Genomic DNA, 19,205 nt, shown 5'->3' on the forward strand with positions numbered 1-19,205 from the left:
GAAGAGAGCATTATGAGCCAAGCATTAAACCTATCTGCAGAAGTAACAGATGAACAGTTAGGATTTCGATTAGACCAAGCGGTTGCCGCTTTGTTCCCAGATTATTCGCGTTCTCGTATAAAAGAATGGATATTAGCGGGCCTGGTACAAATTGATGGCACTGTCTCTTCTACTCCTCGTGAAAAAGTATTTACGGGTCAGATGTTAGAAGTTAACGCAGTATTAAAAGATGAAGTCACCTTTGTTGCACAAAAAATTGAAATTGATATCGTTTATGAAGACGAAGATATTTTAGTGATCAATAAACCTGCTGGGTTAGTTGTTCACCCGGGTGCAGGTAATGCAAGTGGCACATTATTAAATGCATTATTGTACCATTACCCAAGTATTGCTGAAGTACCACGTGCTGGTATCGTACATCGATTAGATAAAGAAACATCAGGATTGATGGTAGTAGCGAAAAATGTTCCTGCACAAACTCATTTAGTGATGAACTTGCAAGCACGCCAGATGACACGTGAATATGATGCGATTGCCTCGGGATGTTTTACTGCTGGTGGTAAAGTAGATGCGCCTATTGGTCGTGATAAAGTACACCGCACTAAAATGGCCGTTAACCATACGGGAGGCAAAGATGCGATCACGCATTATCGTATTGCTGAAAAGTATCGTGCACATACACGTTTACGTTTGCGTTTAGAAACTGGACGTACTCACCAAATTCGTGTGCATATGATGTCTATCGGCCATGTATTGGCGGGTGACCCTGTCTATGGTGGTCGTCCTCGTCCACCTAAAGGCGCTTCTGAAAAATTAAGTGAAGCATTACGTGGATTTAGACGCCAAGCACTACATGCGACTATGTTACGTCTTGAGCATCCAATTACCGGTGAAGAGATGGAATGGCACGCTGAACCACCTGAAGATTTTAAAGTGTTAGCGGCTGCGTTACGTGCGGATACTATTTCGCATGAAAACGAATTAGATTTATAGTTTATTATAGTTTACTTAGATGCAATTAATTAAACCTAATTGGGCAGCTCCTGCCCATATTCATGCTTACTCAACTACTCGCTTAGGTGGGATCAGTGAAGGTGAATTTTTAGGTTTGAATCTGGCTACTCACGTTGCGGATATTGATCTACATGTATTAAAAAATCGAGCATTACTCACAGAACATTTACTCGCTAATGAACAACTATATGCTCCTGATTTTTGTTGGTTAAATCAAACTCATAGTCATGATTTAATAAAATTATCAGCCACGACAGCGCAAGCAATTAATGCCGATGCAAGTTGGACTAATGATAATGAAAGAACTTGTGTGGTGATGACTGCGGATTGTTTACCTGTGCTAGTGACAGATAAACAGGGCAGTTTTGTTGCGGCTATCCATGCCGGATGGCGTGGATTATGTGATGGTATTATTGAAAACAGTATTGAACATATTTGCAATACGTTATCAGTCAAACCCGATCAACTATTAGTATGGTTAGGTCCCTGTATTGGGCCTACTGCCTTTGAAGTTGGTGATGAAGTTCGAGCGCAGTTTGTTCAACAAAATACACAAGCAAGTGAAGCTTTTGTCGCGTCTAACGATAAATGGTTAGCTAATTTGCATCTCCTAGCCAAGTTACGTTTAACAAAATTTACAGGTATTACTATTACAGAAAGTGATTTGTGTACCTTTAACGATGCAGAGTTATTTTACTCATATCGTCGAGATGGCAGAACAGGTCGTCTTGCTTCTTTTATCTGGATTGATTAAAACTAAAAATAGTTGCGATGCTTTTATAGCACTGTAGTTATTGAAGCTTCATTTATTAGAACTTCAATTATTGCAATTTTACATGTTGAAATAGCAGTTATCCTCCCTCAGTTTTATATCCAATCTTAAGTTCACTAATCTACTCTTAAAATTAACTCTCTTATAATTAATTTTCTAATATTTAATTTATAAATATATTCTTTTTTGTTCATTATTTTATCTTTCCTACCTTGAAATAATTCTCTTTACCCCCATCTTTTATAGGGTAAACATTTCAGGAGAATCATCATGCGTTTAGATAAATTAACTAGCAAATTTCAATTGGCATTATCCGATGCTCAATCTATTGCTTTAGGCCGTGATCACCAATATATCGAAGCGACACATGTCTTGTTAGCAATGCTTAATCAAGACGGTGGCGCAATCCGCGGTATTTTGTCTGATCTTGAAATTAACATTAACCTAATGCGTTCACAGCTATCTGCAATGTTAGATAGAATGCCCAAAGTATCTGGTATTGGAGGCGAAATACAGCTCTCTAATCAGTTGGGCATTACCTTTAATTTATGTGATAAGTATGCGCAAAAAGCAAAAGATAAATTTATTTCATCGGAAATTTTCTTAGTCGCCGTTTGTGAAGATAAAGGTGAACTAGGACAAGTGTTAAATAAACTTGGCTTAACAAAAAGTAAAGTTGAAAGTTCTTTAAAGAAAATTCGTCAAGGTCAAACTGTTAATGACGTTAATGGTGACGGCCCTGAACAAGCCCTAGAAAAATATACCATCGATTTAACCGAGCGTGCTGCGGCAGGTAAACTGGACCCAGTAATTGGACGTGACGATGAAGTACGTCGCATGGTACAAGTGCTACAGCGTAGAACTAAAAATAACCCCGTGATAATCGGTGAGCCAGGTGTCGGTAAAACAGCTATTGTTGAAGGTTTAGCGCAACGTATTGTGAACGGTGAAGTACCGGAAGGTTTAAAAAATAAACGTGTATTATCATTGGATATGGGTTCGCTTATTGCGGGTGCCAAATATCGAGGAGAGTTTGAAGAACGTTTAAAAGCAGTGTTAGCGGAGCTAAATAAAGAAGAAGGGCAAATCATCTTATTTATCGACGAATTGCATACTATGGTAGGTGCTGGTAAAGGCGATGGCGCTATGGATGCGAGTAATATGCTTAAGCCTGCGTTAGCCCGAGGAGAGCTTCATTGTGTTGGCGCGACTACGTTAAATGAGTATCGTCAGTATATTGAAAAAGATGCGGCACTAGAGCGTCGTTTCCAAAAAGTACAAGTTGATGAACCAACGGTTGAAGATACGATCGCGATATTACGTGGTTTAAAAGAGCGTTACGAATTACATCATCAAGTTGAAATAACGGATCCTGCGATTGTGGCTGCGGCAACGTTATCACATCGTTATATTTCTGACCGCCAATTACCCGATAAAGCCATTGATTTAATTGATGAAGCTGCGTCGAGCATTCGCTTACAAATGGACTCTAAACCTGAAAGTTTAGATAAATTAGGGCGTAAAATTATTCAACTAACCGTAGAGCAAAAGTCACTGCAGAATGCTACCGATGAAGCCAGTGTGAAACGGTTAAATGATATAGACCAGACCTTAAGAATTAAAGGTAAAGAATATAAGTCTTTAGATGAAGTGTGGAAAACAGAAAAAGCAGCGCTATCTGGTACGCAAAATATCAAGCAAGCTTTAGAGCAAGCGCGTATGGATTTAGAAGTCGCTAGCCGCGCGGCTGATTTAACACGTATGTCTGAACTTCAATATGGACGTATTCCTGATTTAGAAAAACAATTAGATTTAGCGTCTCAAGCTGAAATGCAAGAGATGACATTGTTAAAACACTCTGTCACAGAGAATGAAATTGCGGATATCCTATCGCATTGGACCGGTATTCCCGTGTCTAAAATGCTTGAAGGTGAACGTGATAAATTATTGAAAATGGAAAAACATCTTCATTCTCAAGTTGTTGGGCAAAATGAGGCGATTGACGCTATTGCAAATGCGATTAGACGTAGTCGTGCTGGGTTAAGTGATCCTGACCGTCCTATTGGCTCTTTCTTGTTCTTAGGTCCTACTGGGGTCGGTAAAACCGAATCTTGTAAGGCGCTTGCTAACTTCTTATTTGATAGTGTCGATAATATGGTGCGTATTGATATGTCTGAGTTTATGGAGAAACACTCTGTATCTCGTTTAGTTGGTGCTCCTCCAGGTTACGTAGGTTATGAAGAGGGCGGTTACTTAACGGAAGCGGTACGCCGTAAACCTTACTCTGTTATTTTATTGGATGAAATAGAGAAAGCACATCCCGACGTCTTTAATATCCTATTACAGGTATTAGACGATGGACGTTTAACCGATGGGCAAGGACGAACCGTTGATTTCCGTAATACGGTGATCATCATGACCTCCAACATAGGGTCAGAGATCATTCAAGAAGCGTTCCCTCGTGCTTCCTATGACGAAGTTAAAAATACTTTGCTAGGTGTGTTAGCGAAACAATTTAAACCAGAATTTTTGAATCGTATTGATGAAACGGTCGTGTTCCACCCATTAAGTGAAAAACACATTAAATCAATCGCAACGATTCAATTACACGCATTACAGACGCGTCTTAAAGCAAGGGATTACCACCTAACGTTTAATGATGCTTCTATTGAATTTTTGGTTAGTGCTGGGTATGACCCTGCCTATGGTGCTCGTCCCTTAAAAAGAGCAGTGCAGCAGTTACTAGAGAATGCATTAGCACAGAAAATATTATCGGGAGAGTTAACCACGGGTAGTAACATATTGGCAGACGTTGAAGAGGGGAAAATAGTGTTTGTACAACAATAGTGTGCCGTCACTGTTTCTACTGAGCTAACTCATATTGAATGATATTACACAGTGAAAGCTCAGTAAATGTAGAATAACTGAAAGAAAAATAGTAAAAGGCCAATGATTAATGTCGTTGGCCTTTTTATTTGCAGAAAGTGATTAACTATTTTAAGTGGAGAAAGCTGTTAAGCTTTTTATGTAAAGAAAGCAGCTAAGCTTTTTATATGAAAAACAGTTAGACCTTGATCCTTTGTAATAAATCACCTTCATAAATCGCCTGCTTAATTAAAGCAAAAGCAGCAATGGTTAAATCGGGTTTTAACTCAGTTGAAGTGACGATCAGTTGATCATGAAAATTTGGCAGGGTTTGTTGTTTAATGCAATCTGCAATGGTAGAAAATAAAACCTCACCAGCTTGTAGTATTTTACCTGTGATCACTATTTTTTCGGGGCTTAATAGATTCACTAATATGGCAATATTTTTCCCCAAGTAGTGGGCTGCTTGTTGAGTGATTGTATAACATAATTTATCACCACTTGCCGCGGCTAGATAAATATCATCAATGTTCATGGTATTCACATTCAAGACGCAATCGCTACCAGCATTAATCGCTTCTTTAACTTTGTCGTAAATCACCAGATCGCTGACCTCTGTTTCTAAACAACCAATATTGCCACAATGACAGCGCTTACCTGCAGGGTTTGTTTGGATATGACCTATTTCCCCTATATTACAACTTTTACCTAGTAGCTCTTTATTTTCGATAATAACACCTGAACCAACGCCGTGATGGACACTAATAAGCACTGAATCTTGTGTGTTCTTGGTGGCACCAAAGTAATTTTCAGCTAATGCAAGGCAGCGTGTATGATTGCCGATAAAGGTAGGAATATTAAATGTACTTTCAATTTTATTCACTAAAGAGTAATCATCTAAAGGATAAGTTGGCGTATAAACCACGATACCTTTTTTAGGATCAACCAAACCAGAAAGGGTAATTGAAATAGCAGATATTTTTTCATTAATTAACGGTGGTTGAGTCATAAATTTTGCAATTTCAGCAATCAAAAAGTCAATTAAAAAAGCACTGGTCTCAATCTTAGGAATAGTTATTTGTTTGCTCATTAACTTAATGCCAGATAAATTATAATGCGCGATCGATAATAATTTTTGGCCTAATTTAATGGCAATTACATTTACCGCATCAGAATTTGGCGCTAAAGAGATGGCTCTGCGGCCACCCGTAGATGCTTGTAATTCAACTTCTGCAATCAATCCATTTTCGATTAGCTGGCGTGTTATTTTGGTCACACTTGCTGGGGCTAATCTACTTATCTTTGCTGTTTTAACGCGAGAAATAGGGGCGTATTGCTCAATAATTTTATAAATGATGGCACTATTTAATTGCTTGATTTGTTCGATATTAGCAATGGTTGTTTGCATCGTATCGTGATTGACTGTGTTCATTAAGTGAATACCTACAGTGGTGTTTATCTCGCCGCAATGATAGCAGATTTTTTTAGGTCACAGATGAGGTTTAATCAAAAGGCATTAACTTTAAAAAAGTATGCCTATTGACCATAATAATTGTTATGCGGAGCTTGCTGAGCTGGTAATGACAATCGATCATGACAATCGATCACGTCATTAGTGTTCATCCATTAAACGTTATATTAAACTTTTGTTATTCAGTTGCTTTATAACAACCGTTAACGACGGTCCCGGTGACTTGATAATCATTGTTAAAAATTGCTAAGTTGGCAATTTTACCCACTTCAATGCTGCCTAGTTTATTATCTACGGAAATCGCTTTCGCAGGATAAATAGTCGCCATACGAATAGCTTCTTCTAAACTAATGCCTACAAATTTTACACATTGTTCAATTGACTCTATTAAGGTGACTGCAGAGCCCCCTAAAGTGCCATCTTTGCCTACACATTTCCCCTGCTTGTAATAAACAGTCGTGCCTACAAAATCAAACTCACTAATATCAGCCCCAGCAGGCGCCGTTGCATCGGTCACTAGTATTAATTTATCACCCATGATTCTTTTTGATAAACGTACATTTTCGTAAGCCACATGAAAACCATCGACAATAATGCCTGCGTAGATATTATTATCGTAAATTGCACCTACTACGCCAGGCTCTCGTCCGGTAATAGATGTCATTGCATTGAATAGATGCGTGGCAGAAGATGCGCCGTGTTGAATCGCTTCAGTAGCCTGTTGATAAGTGCCATTGCTGTGCCCTAAAGAAACCACAATACCTGCATTGGCTAGCTGCTCAATAAATTGGTTCGGCGTCTTCTCCGGTGCCATGGTTATTTGGCTGACGACATCACTATTTGCACAGATCAAATCAATCATTTCAGGATCGGGTTGGCGTATAAATTCCTGGCGGTGGATACCTTTTTTCTGCACGTTAATATAAGGGCCTTCGAGATGTAATCCGAGTACTTCATTGGGCTTTTTTTGCATATATTCGCGTGTTACATGCAATGCTTTCTTAATGCCTTGGTCGGTGTCAGTAATAAAGGTTGGAAGGTAGCTGGTGGTCCCTGATTTCAGATTAGCAGCTTGCATTGTTGCTAGTGTTTGCTCTGTTACTGCGCCATTAAACATAACACCACCACAACCATTTAATTGTAAATCAATAAATCCAGGTGTTAAATTCTGACCCTGTAGGTCAATACGATCAATATCATTGGTTAATGCAGTGATGGGAATAATAGCGCTGATTTTTTGATCTTCAATAACGACTGCATGATCAATAAGAATCGATTGAGTTGTATAAATAGTGCAATTGGTAAGTGCATACATTATAAATCTCTCCTAGGCATACTTTATTAGACAAATGGATGCATTTGAATCTAAGTGATAAATCAGGTCTAACGGTATGTCTGTTGCGTTAAACCTGATGTGAAGTGATTATAGGAAGCGAATATTTTCTGCTTCTAGTTCCGTGAAGTACTTAAGTGTTTTAACTTTAAGCTCCATCGTTGATGCTGAATCACATACGATAATTGCTTTTTGATGTAGTTGTAATGCGGTAACAGTCCAGAGATGGTTGACGCTGCCTTCTACAGCAGTTTGCAATGCTAACGCTTTATGGTGGCCAGTGACAAGAGTTAATACTTCCTCTGCCTCTAATAATGTACCTACACCGATAGTCAGCGCTAACTTAGGCACTTTATTAATATCATCATCGAAAAAACGTGAGTTAGCAAGGCGAGTGTCGGGTGTTAATGTTTTAACACGAGTGCGTGATGCTAATGATGAACCTGGCTCATTAAAAGCAATATGACCATCACTACCTACGCCGCCCATAAATAGATTAATTTTGCCGTAGCTTTTTATTTTATCTTCATAGCGTTGGCACTCTGCGCTCAGATCATCAGCTAGACCATTTAATAAATTGATATTTTGTGCCTGAATATCGACATGGTTGAAAAAGTTATTATGCATAAAGCTATGGTAACTTTCTGGATGAGCAGGCTCCAAGCCAACATATTCATCCATATTAAAGGTAACAACATGTTTAAAGCTGACCTTTCCTGCTTTATGTAACTCAATTAGGTGTTGATATGTGGCCAAGGGCGTACTGCCCGTGGGCAAGCCTAAAACAAAAGGTCGATCTGCAGTGGGGTTAAACTTATTAATTTTATTAACGATGTATTGAGCAGACCATAAACCAACATCGGCTAAGTTGTTAAGTGGAATCAGGCGCATTTTAATCTCCAGGTAATGAATATCTCTACTTAATTCTCATCGTAAATTAAGTTTGGGTTTAATGCCACTCATTTTCACTTATTAGGTCAAATATAAGTGATTTAAGTCACAGAATAGGGTGATTGCATTTGCGCGATTTAAGAAACTCTTTAGAGTCATAGCCTAGACATGTTGATGAAAGGCGTTCTATTGAACCCACGTTATAACAACAGGTTTTAATCATAATAATCAATGCGAATTAAGTCGCTGTTTCAAGGAGAGTAAAATAGTGAATATTTTAGGATATATGCAAAAAGTGGGCAGGGCCTTAATGGTTCCAGTGGCAGTATTACCCGCTGCAGCAATTTTAATGGGGATTGGTTATTGGATTGATCCAAATGGCTGGGGTGGTGATTCTCAACTAGCGGCTTTTTTAATTAAAGCGGGTGCTGCAGTAATTGACAACATGGCGCTATTATTTGCCGTGGGTGTTGCTTATGGCATGTCTAAAGATAAAGATGGTGCTGCTGCGTTATCTGGTTTAGTAGGTTGGCTAGTGGTTACTACACTACTGGCACCTGGTGCGGTTGAGCAAATTACTGGAGAAGCTGCTAATGCTTCTTTTGGACGAATTGAAAATCAATTTGTTGGTATCTTAGTCGGTATTATTTCTGCTGAGTTATATAACAAGTTTTCAGAAGTCGAATTACACAATACATTGGCGTTTTTCTCTGGTCGTAGATTAGTGCCTATCATCGTTTCTGTAGTAATGATTGTTGTATCATTTATTTTAATGGCAGTTTGGCCAATTATTTTCTCAGGTTTACAGCATTTTGGTGAAACGATTTCAGGTATGGGGGATATTGGAGCTGGTATTTATGCATTCTTTAATCGTCTATTGATTCCTGTTGGACTTCACCATGCGTTAAATTCAGTATTTTGGTTTGATGTGGCGGGCATTAATGATATCCCTAACTTTTTAGCTGGTCAGGATACGATCACTAAATTCGCTGCTGAAGGTAAAAATGCAATCGGTACTGTTGGTATGTATCAAGCTGGTTTCTTCCCTATTATGATGTTTGGTTTACCTGGTGCTGCATTAGCAATTTATACGACAGCAAAAGCAGAACATAAGCAAAAAGTGGCTTCTATTATGTTAGCTGCAGCATTAGCTTCATTCTTTACTGGTGTGACAGAACCTTTAGAGTTTTCATTTATGTTTGTAGCGCCGTTATTGTATGTCGTGCATGCAGTATTAACAGGTGTTTCAGTATTTATTGCCGCTAATATGGAATGGATGGCTGGTTTTGGCTTCTCTGCTGGTTTAGTGGATATGGTACTCTCTTCACAAAACCCACTCGCTAAACAATGGTATATGCTGTTAGTTCAGGGTGTTGTCTTCTTTGGTATTTATTATTTTGTATTTTTAACATTAATTAAAACACTTAATCTTAAAACACCAGGTCGCGAAGATAACGAGACGGAAGTAGTTAATACCGCTACTAAAGCTGTTGAAGGTAATGACCAATTAGCCACTAGTTATGTTGCTGCACTAGGTGGCGCTGATAATATCGAAGTGATTGATGCCTGTATTACTCGATTACGCTTGACCTTAAAAAACCGTAGCATCATAAAAGAATCAGAACTGAAGGCGCTAGGTGCAATGGGTGTTGTGAAACTAGGAGATAATAATCTTCAAGTGATCATTGGGCCGCAAGCTGAAAGCATTGCTAATAGAATGAAGTTGCTAAAATAAACGGCAATTACTTTTTTCAATAGGCACTCAATGAGTGCCTATTTTCGTTTTGGTAGAGGGTTGTTATTTAAACCTGTTCTTCGCAATAAAGCTGGCGTTAGGCAAAATTTCAATTGTTAGTGGATATATTTTCATCTTTATGGCAGACAATCTGCTCACCTCAGAAGATACTGATTTTTGCATATTAAAGTCACATCGGTGTAGATATCACCGCGAACCTTTCATTTACCATTATTTCACTTGAGCTTAGCGCTAGAATATACGATGATTGCCTCTTTATGAATCATGTATTTTAGAGGTCACAATGTCTGAACTGGAAACACGCCCAAGTAATTTTATTCGCACCATTATTGAAAACGACCTTGAGAGTGGTAAACACCAGACAATCCATACACGTTTCCCGCCTGAACCAAACGGTTATTTACATATTGGTCATGCAAAATCTATCTGTTTAAACTTTGGTTTAGCCCGTGATTATCCTAATGCTGCTTGTAACTTGCGTTTTGATGACACTAACCCGGTTAAAGAAGATGCTGATTACGTTGCAGCGATTGAAAAAGATGTCTCTTGGTTAGGATTCGAATGGCAAGGTGATGTACGTTATTCATCTAATTATTTTGAACAACTTTTTGATTATGCTGTTGAGTTAATCGAAAATAACAAAGCTTATGTTTGTGAATTAAATGCAGAGCAAACACGTGAATACCGCGGTACGTTGACGTCTCCTGGTAAAGATAGCCCATATAGAAATCGCCCGATCGAAGAAAGCTTAGATCTATTTAAACGTATGCGTGCAGGTGAGTTTGAAGAAGGGTCGATGATGCTGCGTGCTAAAATCGATATGGCTTCTCCAAATATGAAAATGCGTGATCCGGTTATTTACCGTATTCGTTTTGCACACCATCACCAAACAGGTGATAAATGGTGCATCTACCCTATGTACGATTTTACACATTGTATTTCGGATGCGATTGAGGGGATTACTCACAGTTTATGTACGTTAGAGTTTGAAGATCACCGTCCATTATACGACTGGGTATTAGCTAATATCAGTATCGAGTGTAAACCACGTCAAATAGAGTTTTCACGCTTAAACTTGCAATACACATTAACGTCTAAGCGTAAATTAAATGCATTAATTGAAGAAAACATCGTCACCGGTTGGGATGACCCTCGTATGCCTACTATTTCTGGTATGCGTCGTCGTGGTTACCCTGCGGCATCATTACGCGAATTTTCAAAACGAATTGGTGTAACAAAGCAAGAAAATACCGTTGAGTTTGCTTCATTAGAAGCTTGTGTTCGTGAAGATCTAGAAGCTAATGGCGCACGAGCGATGGCTGTGCTTGATCCGATCAAAGTAACGATTACAAACTATGAACAAGGTAAGTTAGAGCAATTAATTGCACCAGCTCACCCTAAAGATGAAAGCATGGGAACGCGTACTGTACCATTCTCACGTGAGTTATATATTGATGCTGCTGATTTCCGAGAAGAAGCGAATAAAAAATATAAGCGCTTGGTATTAGGTAAAGAAGTGCGTTTACGTAATGCTTATATGATTAAAGCTGAAGAGGTTATTAAGGATCAAGAAGGTAATATTACTGAAATTCTTTGTTCTTACGACCCAACTACATTAGGTAAAAATCCTGAAGATGGACGTAAGCCAAAAGGGGTTATCCATTGGGTGAGTGCCGCGTCAAATCATCCTGCTGAATTCCGTATTTATGACCGTTTATTTACGGTAGAAAATCCTGCGGCAGTGGAAGATATCCATAGTGTAATTTACCCTGATTCATTAGTTGTAAAACATGGTTTTGTTGAAAACAGCTTAGTGGACGCACAACCTGAAGTCGCTTATCAATTTGAGCGTGAAGGATACTTCTGTGCTGATAATAAAGATTCAAGTGCTGATAAGTTAGTGTTTAACCGAACGGTTGCATTACGTGACTCATGGGCTGGTTAATATAACCATAAATATGTGACTAAAAAGGTCTGCTCAAAGCAGACCTTTTTATTGCTGCTTAACTATTTTCTTTAATAACCCTTTCCAACCATTCATACTTTCCAACTATTAATACTTTTTAATGACTCCTAAAGTTGCAGACTCAATAATTTATCTTGATTAAAAAATATCTAACATCTAATACCAAGTCTGTAATAGCAATAAATTCTAATGTTTGTTTAGTAACTGCTGCAGCGTGACTTTATCTATGCCGCCCATTTTACTTAATTGGGCTAGTAATAATTCAGCACAAGCTAAAGCATCGGTTAATGCATTATGTGCGTTATAGATAGGCAAATTATAGCGCTCTCTACAGGCATTTAAACGCAAGCTACTGGTGTTTAAAGATTGATGTTTACGTAGTTCTCTTTTTTTATCTATCAGTAAGGTATCAATGGCAAATAGTGCAAAAGATTGTTTTTCCGCACCTACTAATGATTGCTGTAAAAACTGTAAATCTAGGCTCGCATAATGAGCAACGATGACTTTATCTTTACACTGCTCAAATAACCATTGCAGCACCTCTTGTAAGGGTAGCGCATTGGTCAGATGCCTATCTAAAACACCATGAATAACGGCACTTTGTCCTACGGTTCCTTGTATTTTAATGAGCTTATATTGTGCAAGTTTAGGCTGTATCTTGGCATTGATGATAGGGATCACTCCGATACTCACCATTTGATCTTTTTTGCTGTCTAAGCCTGTCATTTCAATATCTAATGCTAATAGCTTAATGTCTGAAATAGGACTATCTAGTTGGCTTAATAAATATTGATAATGATCTTGTAGGGCATTCAGCTTGCTATTTTTAACCAAGCGTTTTAATTGATACTGTAACCACCATCGTTGAAACATTAAAATTGCCTTAAGAATTTTAACCTAATTGTGCCTTGTGCTTCATGAATCACTTTAAAGGCATCCTTTAATTGATGGCGAACTAATGAAGACAGACTATCGGGTAAAATATAGTTAGAAACAGGTTGTGTATTATTAAATTGTTGTCCTTGATTGGTAAGACGTTTATGGGCAATAAACTCCCAAGCATCCAATAAATTCATCGCAACTTCTTTATCTATTTTAGATTTTTCGATTAAACTTTCTAAACGTTTGCTAGTATTTACTTCTTCTATACCTGCTGCTAGTGCGTAGGTTCTAACGATATCATTGATTAAAGCATTACCTTTATGCTTTAAATCTATTCCTTTTACTTCGCTACCATCTCGTTCAATGACAAAGCTTCTGAAGAATCCTAATGGCGCTGTTGATTGCAATGCATTTTGACTTAGCGCTGCAAGAAATATGTCGTTTCCTTTGGTCTTGTTTAATACTGTTGTTTGCAAGGTTGTGAATAAACTTAAATCTCCGTAAATACCGCGCATATCAAAGAAGATAGTCGCGTTTAATAATGCACTGGGCTGAGGAGTATTGACCCATTTTGAAAATTGTTGTTGCCACTGTTGTAGTGTTAATTGCCACTGTGGATTCTGTGCCATGATATTACCGGGACAAAATGGAAAACCACATTCATTCAAAGCACTACAAACAAATTCAGAAAGTTGCTTAAAATAACATTTATCTTGTTCAGAAGGCGTTTTCTCTAAAATCAATGCACTATCTTGGTCTGACCCTGCCATTTGATCTTGGCGACCCTGTGAGCCAAATGCCAACCAACAGAATGCCATTGGGGCAGGGCCAAGTTGTTTTTGTTTTAATACTATTAAACGACGTGTTAATGAGTCGGTAACAGAGGTCAGAATACGGCCTATTTCAATGGCTTTAGCATCGCTACTAATCAGGTTATGTAATAGGTCTGGTATCTTCTGGCTAACTTGTATCAGTGCTTCTAAGCTATTCTGACGTTCTATTTGACCAATTAATAATAACGGCTGAGAGCTTTGACTGCGGATTAAATCTGTACTAGTAATGATCGCGATTGGTCTTTCTTGGTCGACCACGGGTAAGTGATGAATATTATTTTCACTCATTTTTAACATCGCTTCAAAGATTAGTGCATTTGGTTCGATAACAGTTGGTTCTTTGGTCATTATTTGTTCGACTAGTAGGTCACCGCCCAGTCCTTTTGCTAAGACACGATTACGTAAGTCGCGATCGGTTAAGATTCCGCATAATTTATCTTGGTTAACAACAACAAGAGAGGAGAGACGTTTCTTAGACATTAGCTGTGCAGCTTCATGAATGGTGGCATCGGCAGTGATGGTGGTGAGATCTCTGGACATAATGTGAGTAATACGTGCAGTACTGATGTGGCTATGCTGTAATGACCCTTGGTTGCGTAATCGTTTGGCAAAGGCTTGATTAAAAAAACGATCGAATGAATGGCTATTGGCGCGTAATTGATCAAACATTTTAGCTGAAAGGTGGTAAACCAGTGCATCCTCTAAAATATGTACTTGATTGACAACTTTTTCACCCGAGAGCATGCCGCTAAAACCAAAATATTCGCCTTCTGCGACTCTATCAATGAGCTCTCCTTGTTGTGTGGTTACTTCAAATGCACCACTACGTACAATATATAATTGGGGCTCGTCACTATCTACATTGACTAACTTTTGTTGTTTGCTGTAGTAGGAAATAGTTAATTCCTGACAACATTTTTTTATAGTTTGTTCATGTAAAGAATCAAAAGGAGCTAATCTGCGCATGAAATCAAAAATGGGTTGTAACTCACTGTTATCCATAAGCACCTAGCTATAAGTTGTGGGAAATTTTGAGGTTAAAAGATCTAAAAAAAAGCGCCGAAGCGCTTTTAAATTAGAGATTATTTTAATGATCGTGTGCTTCGCCTGCTCCTTTAGGGAAACGAATTGATTCAACCATATCGACTACTGCTTGCGGCGTTGGTGCAGTCATTTTGCAGACTATAATGGCAACTGCAAAGTTGATCACCATACCTAGCATGCCAATACCTTCTGGAGACACACCAAACAACCAGTTTTCAGACATATTCGCAGCTGGGTTTACAAATTTAAAATAAACAATGTAAGCCGTTGTAAATGATAAACCTGCAAGCATACCTGCGATAGCACCTTCCTTATTCATTTTCGTAGAGAAAATGCCCATCGTAATCGCTGGGAATAAAGAGGAAGCGGCGAGACCAAAGGCGATGGCGACCACGGCGGCTACAAATCCTGGTGGGTTAATACCAAAGTAACCTGCCATGATGATGCCGGCACCGGATGCCATTCGCGCATACATTAACTCCTTTTTATCGGAGATATTGGGCATTAAGTTCTTTTTCAGTAAATCATGAGAAACAGAAGTTGAAATAACTAACAATAGACCTGCCGATGTAGATAGTGCAGCAGCTAGACCACCTGCAGCCATCAATGCAATAACCCATGCAGGTAAATTTGCCATCTCTGGTGTTGCTAATACGATGATGTCACGGTCAACATTCATTTCATTTGTTTCAGTATTTGAATAGAACATTCTGCCGTCATTGTTCTTATCTTCCCATTTGATTAAACCTGTTTTTTCCCAGTTCTCAATCCACATAGGGGCTTCGGCATGAGGTACACCTTGGCTTTCTGGACCATTAATAGACTGGATCATGTTTACTCGGGAAAATGAAGCAAGTGCAGGGATAGTCGTGTACATAATGGCAATGAACAATAATGTCCAACCAGCAGAGCTACGCGCATCCTTCACTCTTGGTACGGTGAAAAAGCGAACGATTACGTGTGGTAAACCCGCAGTACCAAACATTAATGCACCAGTAATAAATAGCACATCAATCATGTCTTTAGAGCCTTGGGTATATAATGAGAACCCTAAATCTGTAGAAAGTCCATCCAGTTTATCCATTAAATAAACACCTGAACTATTACCCGTTGCATCCAATAATTCTGCACCGAATCCTAATTGAGGGAAGATATGACCTGTCATCATGATTGAAAGGAAAACAGCAGGTACCATGAAAGCAAAAATCATGACACAGTATTGTGCTACTTGAGTGTAAGTGATCCCTTTCATACCGCCTAAAACAGCATAGAAAAATACTACACACATACCGATATAAACGCCGGTATCAACTTCTACTTCTAGGAAGCGAGAAAATACAACACCTACACCACGCATTTGACCAGCAATATAAGTAAAGCTGATGAAGATTGCACAGACAACCGCCACGGTACGAGCAGATTGTGAATAGTAACGGTCACCAATGAAGTCTGGCACGGTGAATTTACCAAATTTACGAAGGTAAGGAACCATCAACAGCGCAAGCAGTACATAACCGCCTGTCCAACCCATAATGTAAACACTACCGTCATAACCAACGAAAGAAACAATACCCGCTAGTGATATAAATGAAGCGGCTGACATCCAGTCCGCTGCTGTTGCCATACCGTTTAAAATAGGTGGTACACCACCGCCTGCTACATAGAACTCTTTTGTTGAACCCGCTCGTGTTTTAATTGCAATGCCAATGTACATGGCAAATGTAACCCCAACCACTATATAGGTTAATGTTTGAACATCCATTTTTACTACTCCCTGTTATTCGTCAACACCATATTTTTTGTCAAGTGTGTTTGATTTTTTTACATATACAAAAATCAGTATTAAAAAGACATAAATTGAACCTTGTTGAGCGAACCAAAATCCTAATTTAAAGCCCATAAAACTGAATTGATTTAATATATCAACGAGTAATACGCCGCAACCAAATGAGACAAAAGCCCAAATAGCCAATAATTTAATCACTAGTTTTAGATTTTCATTCCAATATCCCTTTGCTTTTTCTGCGTCTTCAAAACTCACTGTCATTCTCCTTAATGGTCTTAACGAAGAAGAGATTTAAAAGCGAAAACAGGCTTTTTGTGCTTAATTTAAACATTAATCAAACAAAAAATAAGCATTCACTTTCTAGCTCTTATCTAACGACTTAAAAAATAATTTCCTTATCAAATAAGCGTGCGTTAATAGTATGTTAAATTCACTATTTTAGTACGCCGAGACAAAGAGCTAGATCATATTTTATCGAATGAAAATTGAGCAGTTCGTCACATAAGGAATCTATAGTATTGTTTTTGTGATTAAAGTTCACATAGTGAAGATGAGTATTTAGTATGACTTTAGGAAGATGAATTTCTTTATAGAAAAGATAAAAAATTAAAAAATGAATTTTTATGCACTTTTATTAACATTTAATTCACATTTAAGTTCGCTTTTTAGGCTTATATTGAGTGGATTATAAATACTGCTGATGTTGACACACGTAAATGCTATTTTTGGTGTAATAAAATAAGCAGAATAATTAGTAAATAAATAAAAAAATGTAATTCAAGACTATAATCAATGCAATTTAAAATTAATAGGTTAGTAGAGAAGTTATGGAATTTGAAAAAATGTTACACGAACTTGCAACTAGGGATGGTTCAGACCTTTACTTAGCTACTGGGGCGCCACCTTCTGGAAAATTTGAGGGAAAATTAATACCTCTGATAGAGACTACTTTAAAACCTGGTGAAGTGAGTGACATCGCATATCAAATAATGGATGGAGAACAAAAAGCTGAATTTGAACAAACATTAGAGATGAATCTTGCTATCTCATTAAGTGGTGTTGGTCGTTTTCGTATTAACATATTTAAACAACGCAATGAAATTTCTATCGTCGCGCGTAATATTAAATTAGATATCCCCAAGTTCGATGATTTACGACTACCTGCAGTACTTAAAGAAGTGATTATGATGAAGCGTGGTTTAGCTTTATTTGTAGGTGGGACTGGGTCGGGTAAATCAACATCTTTAGCGGCGTTAATCGATCATCGAAACGAAAACTCATCTGGCCATATTATCACTATTGAAGATCCCGTTGAATTTGTGCATCGGCATAAAAAAAGTATTATTAATCAAAGGGAAGTAGGTGTTGATACGCGAAGTTTTCATGCCGCATTAAAAAATACCTTACGCCAAGCGCCGGATGTTATTTTAATTGGAGAAATTCGTGATAAAGAAACTATGGAGCATGCATTATCCTTTGCTGAAACAGGACATTTAGTTATTTCAACATTGCATGCTAATAATGCCAATCAAGCAATCGACCGTATTATTAACTTTTTCTCTGAAGATCGACGTATTCAATTATTAAATGATTTAGGTAATAACTTGAAAGCTTTTGTTTCACAACGTCTGATTCAAACTGTAGATGGAAAGCGTTGTGCCGCAGTAGAAGTCATGATGGGCACATTAACCATTCGCGATATGATTAAACGTGGTCAATTTGAGTTATTAAAGGAAGTAATGGAAAAATCGAAGTCGCTTGGTATGCAAACATTTGATAGTGCATTATTTGATTTAGTAAAAGAAGGGCGCATTAGCGAAGAGGAAGCGATAAAAAATTCAGACTCGCCAACTAACTTAGCACTTAAATTTAAACTCGATAAAGGCAATATTGCCGATTTAGAAGAAGATAGCAGTAAAAAAAGTGGTGGTTTGACCCTTGAACCAAAAAGCGATGATGAGCTCAGCTTTTCGTAAATAAAAAGTTATTCATTTAAGAGTTTAATCTGCCAATTATTCCCATCAAGCGCTTCGGCGCTTTTTTCATGGGTATTCCCTAACTAACCACTAACCTCACTCATTTATTGAATCCAAGACTTTAAAACCATCGAAAGTATCTCTTATAAATTGTTGGCGAAAAGAGTGGAGTTTGAATACGTGAGCTCTGGCGAGGGATACCCCGCATTCTTATAAATGAGGAGCCTAGTAAAGAGTCAACCAACTGAGCTATTACTCATTAGAGTAATAATAGTTTAATTTTTTATAGGATTTTTTCACAAGAATTAATAATTGGAATTTATCTGGAAGTAAACGTTTATACACTGTTGGCGGAGTGAACTGGGCTTGATTACGTGAGATCTGGCGAGACAGGTCGCATGCTCTAATAAAGAGTCAACCAACTGAGCTATTATTCATTAGAGTAATAATAATTTAATTTTCTATAGTTTTTTTTAAGAATTAATTACCAGAATGTATCTGGAAGTAAACGTTTATACACTGTTGGCGGGGTGGATGGAATTTGAATACGTGAACTCTGGCGAGACAGGTCGCGTGCTCTAATAAAGAGTCAACCAACTGAACTACTGCAGATGAG

The 19,205-nt window shown here is 38.1% G+C and carries 13 protein-coding genes; 6 read left to right on the plus strand and 7 right to left on the minus strand.

What is annotated here, in order from left to right:
• Window positions 1–12: 12 nt before the first annotated feature.
• From rluD to clpB, 3 genes are all read left to right on the plus strand, one after another.
• Window positions 13–993 (plus strand): 23S rRNA pseudouridine(1911/1915/1917) synthase RluD, encoded by a 981-nt coding sequence (gene rluD, locus GQR44_RS10520; protein WP_028867323.1) that lies wholly within the window; start codon window positions 13–15, stop codon window positions 991–993.
• Window positions 994–1,012: 19 nt separating this feature from the next.
• Window positions 1,013–1,768 (plus strand): peptidoglycan editing factor PgeF, encoded by a 756-nt coding sequence (gene pgeF, locus GQR44_RS10525; RefSeq protein ID WP_166371772.1) that lies wholly within the window; start codon window positions 1,013–1,015, stop codon window positions 1,766–1,768.
• 288 nt (window positions 1,769–2,056) lie between these two features.
• On the plus strand, window positions 2,057–4,633 hold the full coding sequence (gene clpB / locus GQR44_RS10530) for an ATP-dependent chaperone ClpB (protein ID WP_166371773.1): 2,577 nt from the start codon (window positions 2,057–2,059) through the stop codon (window positions 4,631–4,633).
• A gap of 217 nt (window positions 4,634–4,850) precedes the next feature.
• Here the strand turns inward: clpB and GQR44_RS10535 are convergent, their stop codons facing one another.
• The 3 genes from GQR44_RS10535 to nagB form a co-directional block, all read right to left on the minus strand.
• A complete protein-coding gene (locus tag GQR44_RS10535; protein WP_240923619.1) occupies window positions 4,851–6,083 on the minus strand; it encodes an ROK family protein in 1,233 nt (410 codons plus the stop codon).
• 217 nt (window positions 6,084–6,300) lie between these two features.
• Window positions 6,301–7,437, minus strand: a complete 1,137-nt coding sequence (gene nagA / locus GQR44_RS10540; RefSeq protein WP_166371774.1) for an N-acetylglucosamine-6-phosphate deacetylase — start codon at window positions 7,435–7,437, stop codon at window positions 6,301–6,303.
• A gap of 108 nt (window positions 7,438–7,545) precedes the next feature.
• Window positions 7,546–8,346 carry a glucosamine-6-phosphate deaminase gene (gene nagB, locus GQR44_RS10545; RefSeq protein ID WP_166371775.1) on the minus strand — a complete coding sequence of 267 codons (801 nt, stop codon included), beginning with the start codon at window positions 8,344–8,346 and terminating at the stop codon, window positions 7,546–7,548.
• Window positions 8,347–8,614: 268 nt separating this feature from the next.
• On the opposite strand from nagB, the gene nagE reads away from it, so the two are divergent.
• Window positions 8,615–10,081: an N-acetylglucosamine-specific PTS transporter subunit IIBC gene (nagE, locus tag GQR44_RS10550; RefSeq protein ID WP_028867329.1), complete on the plus strand. Its 1,467-nt coding sequence runs from the start codon at window positions 8,615–8,617 to the stop codon at window positions 10,079–10,081.
• 304 nt (window positions 10,082–10,385) lie between these two features.
• A complete protein-coding gene (gene glnS / locus GQR44_RS10555; protein ID WP_166371776.1) occupies window positions 10,386–12,047 on the plus strand; it encodes a glutamine--tRNA ligase in 1,662 nt (553 codons plus the stop codon).
• 207 nt (window positions 12,048–12,254) lie between these two features.
• On the opposite strand, the gene GQR44_RS10560 is transcribed toward glnS, so the two are convergent.
• From GQR44_RS10560 to GQR44_RS10575, 4 genes are all read right to left on the minus strand, one after another.
• Window positions 12,255–12,941 (minus strand): exonuclease domain-containing protein, encoded by a 687-nt coding sequence (locus tag GQR44_RS10560; protein ID WP_028867331.1) that lies wholly within the window; start codon window positions 12,939–12,941, stop codon window positions 12,255–12,257.
• The gene (locus GQR44_RS10565) at window positions 12,941–14,785 is read right to left on the minus strand and encodes a DUF294 nucleotidyltransferase-like domain-containing protein (RefSeq protein ID WP_028867332.1); all 1,845 of its coding nucleotides are present in this window, start codon (window positions 14,783–14,785) and stop codon (window positions 12,941–12,943) included. Before GQR44_RS10565 ends, GQR44_RS10560 begins: the two co-directional genes overlap by 1 nt.
• A gap of 85 nt (window positions 14,786–14,870) precedes the next feature.
• Window positions 14,871–16,589, minus strand: coding sequence for a sodium:solute symporter family protein (locus GQR44_RS10570; RefSeq protein WP_028867333.1), 1,719 nt, complete (start codon window positions 16,587–16,589; stop codon window positions 14,871–14,873).
• Window positions 16,590–16,604: 15 nt separating this feature from the next.
• Window positions 16,605–16,868 (minus strand): DUF4212 domain-containing protein, encoded by a 264-nt coding sequence (locus tag GQR44_RS10575; protein WP_028867334.1) that lies wholly within the window; start codon window positions 16,866–16,868, stop codon window positions 16,605–16,607.
• Window positions 16,869–17,440: 572 nt separating this feature from the next.
• On the opposite strand from GQR44_RS10575, the gene GQR44_RS10580 reads away from it, so the two are divergent.
• Complete coding sequence (locus tag GQR44_RS10580; protein WP_166371777.1) at window positions 17,441–18,589, plus strand: PilT/PilU family type 4a pilus ATPase; 1,149 nt, start codon at window positions 17,441–17,443, stop codon at window positions 18,587–18,589.
• The last annotated feature ends 616 nt before the right edge of the window (window positions 18,590–19,205 follow it).

Source organism: Psychromonas sp. SA13A, from assembly GCF_011378715.1.
Classification (GTDB): domain Bacteria; phylum Pseudomonadota; class Gammaproteobacteria; order Enterobacterales; family Psychromonadaceae; genus Psychromonas.

Bases quoted from the DNA above. Each gene is read 5' to 3' on its own strand.
- pgeF (WP_166371772.1), top strand. From the start codon at position 1,013: ATGCAATTAATTAAACCTAATTGGGCAGCTCCTGCCCATATTCATGCT.
- GQR44_RS10565 (WP_028867332.1), bottom strand. From the start codon at position 14,785: ATGGATAACAGTGAGTTACAACCCATTTTTGATTTCATGCGCAGATTA.
- GQR44_RS10580 (WP_166371777.1), top strand. From the start codon at position 17,441: ATGGAATTTGAAAAAATGTTACACGAACTTGCAACTAGGGATGGTTCA.
- nagA (WP_166371774.1), bottom strand. From the start codon at position 7,437: ATGTATGCACTTACCAATTGCACTATTTATACAACTCAATCGATTCTT.
- GQR44_RS10560 (WP_028867331.1), bottom strand. From the start codon at position 12,941: ATGTTTCAACGATGGTGGTTACAGTATCAATTAAAACGCTTGGTTAAA.
- glnS (WP_166371776.1), top strand. From the start codon at position 10,386: ATGTCTGAACTGGAAACACGCCCAAGTAATTTTATTCGCACCATTATT.
- clpB (WP_166371773.1), top strand. From the start codon at position 2,057: ATGCGTTTAGATAAATTAACTAGCAAATTTCAATTGGCATTATCCGAT.
- GQR44_RS10535 (WP_240923619.1), bottom strand. From the start codon at position 6,083: ATGAACACAGTCAATCACGATACGATGCAAACAACCATTGCTAATATC.
- GQR44_RS10570 (WP_028867333.1), bottom strand. From the start codon at position 16,589: ATGGATGTTCAAACATTAACCTATATAGTGGTTGGGGTTACATTTGCC.
- nagB (WP_166371775.1), bottom strand. From the start codon at position 8,346: ATGCGCCTGATTCCACTTAACAACTTAGCCGATGTTGGTTTATGGTCT.
- rluD (WP_028867323.1), top strand. From the start codon at position 13: ATGAGCCAAGCATTAAACCTATCTGCAGAAGTAACAGATGAACAGTTA.